We start from the raw sequence: 3,584 nt of genomic DNA, 5'->3' as shown, positions 1-3,584 counted from the left end.
AAGGACGAGTCCTTCGGCGATCCGTTCGAGCTGCCGCCGGACCGCGCCTATGCGGAGAGCTGCGCCGCGATCGCGTCCTTCCAGTGGAACTGGCGCATGCTGCTCGCGTCGGGGCAATCCCGCCACGCCGATGCCATGGAGCGTGCCCTCTACAACGGCATCGCGTCCTCCACCGGGATCGACGGTGTGCGCTTCTTCTACTCCAACCCACTGCAACTGCGGACGGGGCACGACGGCTCCAGCGAGTATTCGCCGTCGGAGCGACTCGACTGGTTCGCGTGCGCGTGCTGCCCGCCCAACCTCGCGCGCCTGGTCGCGTCGCTCGGCGCGTATGTCGCGACCGGGACGGAGACCTCGGCGCGCGTGCACCTCTACGCCTCCGGCACCATCGCCCTTGGCCGCTCCACGCTGACGATCGACACCCAATACCCCTGGGACGGCACCATCACGATCGACGTCGCCGGTCCGCTCGAGGAGCTCGCTCTGCGCATCCCGGCCTGGGCGACTGAGCCGACGGTCGAGGTGAACGGGACCACCGCATCGGCCCGCAGCGATGCCGACGGCTACCTCCGCGTGCCGACCGACGACGGCGACCGCATCGTCCTCACCCTCCCCATGGCCGTCGAGATGCTCGATCCCCACCCGCGCGTCGACGCGGTGCGCGGCTGCGTCGCGCTGCGTCGCGGGCCGCTCGTGTACTGCATCGAGCAGTCCGACCTGCCGCCGGGCGTCGCGGTCGAGGACATCCGCCTCGACCCCGCTACGCCGGTGCGCACCGGGCCCGCCTTGACGTCCCTGCGGACCGAGGTCACGCTCCTCACGGAAGCGATCGTGCGATCGGCTGCGGGCGCGCCACTCGGCACCGCGGCACCGCGCCGGGCGCGTGGCGCCCACTCATCTGGCATGCTTCCAGGCAGAATCAACCTGAGGGCCATCCCGTATGCCCGATGGGCGAACCGCGGCGCGGGTGCGATGCGGGTATGGATCCCGCTCGACGAGGAGGCATCACGCGCGTGACTGACGTACCGGCGAAGACAACCGTCACCATGACGGACGTCGCACAGCGCGCGGGCGTCTCCGTCAAGACCGTCTCCAACGTGGTCAATGACTATCCGCACATCCGCCCCGCGACCCGCGAGAAGGTCCAGAAGGCCATCGACGAGCTCGGGTACCGGATGAACCTGGCGGCTCGGAACCTGCGCCAGGGCACGACAGGCATCATCGGGCTCGCTGTCCCCGAGCTGTCGCTCCCCTACTTCGCGGAGCTCGCGGACTCGGTCATGCGAGCGGCCGAGGCGCGGGGCCTGGTCGTGCTGATCGAGCAGACGGGCGCGAGTCGCCAGCACGAGCTCGACGTGCTGACCTCGGAGCGCCGCCAGCTCACCGACGGGCTGATCTTCTCACCGCTCGGACTCGGGCCCGACGACGCCGACGAACTCAAGGTGCCCTACCCGCTCGTCGTGCTCGGCGAACGCATCTTCGGCGGCGACTGGGACCACGTCACCATGAACAACGTCGACGGCGCCCGAGCAGCGACGCAGCACCTCATCGACCGGGGGCGGCGCCGGATCGCCGTCGCGGGTGCCCACGCGGGCGAGACCATGGGCTCGGCGGCCCTGCGCGTACTGGGATACCAGGCCGCTCTCGCCGCCAACGGCATCCCGTTCGACCCCGCCCTCGTGATCGAGGGCGGCCTGTGGCATCGCGCCACCGGCGCCGATTGCGTCTACCAGCTGCTCGACGCGGGCACGGAGTTCGACGCCGTGTTCGGCCTCAACGACGCTCTTGCGCTGGGTGCTCTGCACGCCCTGCACGCCCGGCGCGTGGACATCCCACGCAAGGTGGCCGTCGTGGGCTTCGACGACACGGAAGAGGCGGCCTACTCCGCGCCCACCCTGAGCTCGATCGCGCCGGGTCGCGAGCAGATCGCGGACACGGCCGTCGATCTGCTGATGCAGCGCATCGCGGGCTCGGCGGAGCCGTTCCGTCGGGTAGTCGCGGACTTCACGCTGGAAGCGCGCGAGTCCACCGCGGACTGACCTGTCGCCGGCTGTGCAAGTGGCGCGGCTCTGTCAGGCGGCGGTGGACGTGTCGTCGCCGTCCGAGGGCTCGTCCTCGCCGTCATGGCGCGCGTCCACCCTGTCGAGGAAGCGGTCGACGAGCAGTCCGGTGAGCAGCACCGGGATCGCGAGCCCGACGAGCACCAGCAGCAGCGGGAAGCGCAGCCCGATCACGAGCAGCGCGACACCGGTGACCATGCAGCCGAGCGCGGTGAGGGGCGACACGAGCGGCCCCACCAGCAGGAACCGGGCGGTCCTGAACGCTGGGTCGTCATAGCGACGCAGGACATGGGGGGCGTAGGACAGGTAGGCGATCGCGCACAGCCCCACGGCGGCCGATGCGCCCGTCAGGATCGCGGTGAGCGCTCCACTGCCGTAGGCCTGGAGCACGAGCAGCTCGTACCAGACCAGCGCGATCGCAAGAATGGCGGGCGCCGTCACGAGTGACGCACGGCGCCAATGGGCAAGGTACTCGGTCCAGAAGTCACGCCACAGCGCATCGGACGCATCGCCCGACCTCAGCCGCGCGAGCAGCGCACTGCCGGACGTGAGAGCCGGGCCCAGTCCCGCGACTACCAGCCCCAGCACGGTGCCCACGATCATCAGCACCTGGATGCCCACCAACTGAGCGACCACGCGCAGCCACACCATGATCCGGCCCGACCACCCGGGGATCTCCTGCGAGTCCGCCGGGGCGCCCTCGAGCGGCCCGACGCGCTCGGCGTCACCCCTCGGCTCGCGTTCCGTGGCCACGATGGTCATCATCCCACCCGGGTGCCGACGACGACGGTGCCCGCAGGGCCGCGAGCGGCGAAACTCAGCGTCGACCGGCCGCGCGCGGCGTCCCACGCAGGGAAGACCACCGCGTCGACGGGTCCTCCGTCCGCTGCACCGGTGTCCCGCGTGAAGCGTCCCCGGCCGTGCGGGACCAGCCCGGCCAGCGCATCGGCCGTCACCTCGATCTCGCGGGAGGCGGCGACCTGCTGCGTGGGACCCGACCAGTCGACGACCTCCCAGGTGCCCAGCAGTCCGGTGACGTCGGTGGGCCAGGTCGCCTCGTCGTCGTTCTCGGCGGCTCCCGCCCACGGCTGGATCGAGACGAGCGGCCACCCTCCCTGGCTCCACACGAGCCGTCGCACCTGGACCTCATGCTGGAGCGGGTCGTCCGGGAAGCGCGTGTGGTGCACCAGGAGCTGACGTCCGGGCTCAGTCAGCACCGACGCGTGGCCTGGGGCAAGCAGGCCCCGCGCACCCTCGAGGCGGTGGCTCGCGAGCACGGTGAGACCCGTAGCCTCCGGGTCGGCATCCAGGTCCGTCAGCTCGCGGCCCTCGTGGTCGCGGTAGGGGCCGTAGAGGTCATCCGCGACCGCGACGCGCACGTGATAGGTCGACGCGAGCGAATCGTACGAGACGATCAGCGCCCAGCCGCCGCCGGGACGGGGAATCACGTACGGCCCCTCGATCGCGGTGTCCACCGAGCGAGGCCGGCGGGCGATGAGCGTGCCGAGCGACACCGCCGGAGCG

4 protein-coding genes are annotated in these 3,584 nt (G+C 71.3%); 2 read left to right on the top strand and 2 right to left on the bottom strand.

Features of this window, described 5'->3' with window-relative positions:
- Both QZ483_RS13155 and QZ483_RS13150 read left to right on the top strand, forming a co-directional pair.
- Positions 1 to 1,017 (top strand): glycoside hydrolase family 127 protein (locus tag QZ483_RS13155; RefSeq protein ID WP_297084758.1); only part of this gene is annotated, 1,017 nt, incomplete at its 5' end.
- Positions 1,018 to 1,046: 29 nt separating this feature from the next.
- Positions 1,047 to 2,039, top strand: a complete 993-nt coding sequence (locus tag QZ483_RS13150) for a LacI family DNA-binding transcriptional regulator (RefSeq protein ID WP_297084760.1) — start codon at positions 1,047 to 1,049, stop codon at positions 2,037 to 2,039.
- Between the two features lie 33 nt (positions 2,040 to 2,072).
- Here the strand turns inward: QZ483_RS13150 and QZ483_RS13145 are convergent, their stop codons facing one another.
- Together QZ483_RS13145 and QZ483_RS13140 are read right to left on the bottom strand one after the other, a co-directional pair.
- On the bottom strand, positions 2,073 to 2,813 hold the full coding sequence (locus tag QZ483_RS13145; RefSeq protein ID WP_297084756.1) for a YesL family protein: 741 nt from the start codon (positions 2,811 to 2,813) through the stop codon (positions 2,073 to 2,075).
- A gap of 8 nt (positions 2,814 to 2,821) precedes the next feature.
- Positions 2,822 to 3,584 (bottom strand): family 43 glycosylhydrolase (locus QZ483_RS13140; RefSeq protein ID WP_297084754.1); only part of this gene is annotated, 763 nt, incomplete at its 5' end.

Origin of the sequence: uncultured Demequina sp. (genome assembly GCF_913055775.1) — a bacterium.
GTDB lineage: Bacteria > Actinomycetota > Actinomycetes > Actinomycetales > Demequinaceae > Demequina.
The sequence above is the reverse complement of the archived record's forward strand: the minus strand, read 5'-3'. Positions and strand labels throughout refer to the sequence as shown.

Excerpts from the sequence above, each read along its gene's own strand:
- QZ483_RS13150 (WP_297084760.1), top strand. The coding sequence starts at position 1,047 with ATGACGGACGTCGCACAGCGCGCGGGCGTCTCCGTCAAGACCGTCTCC.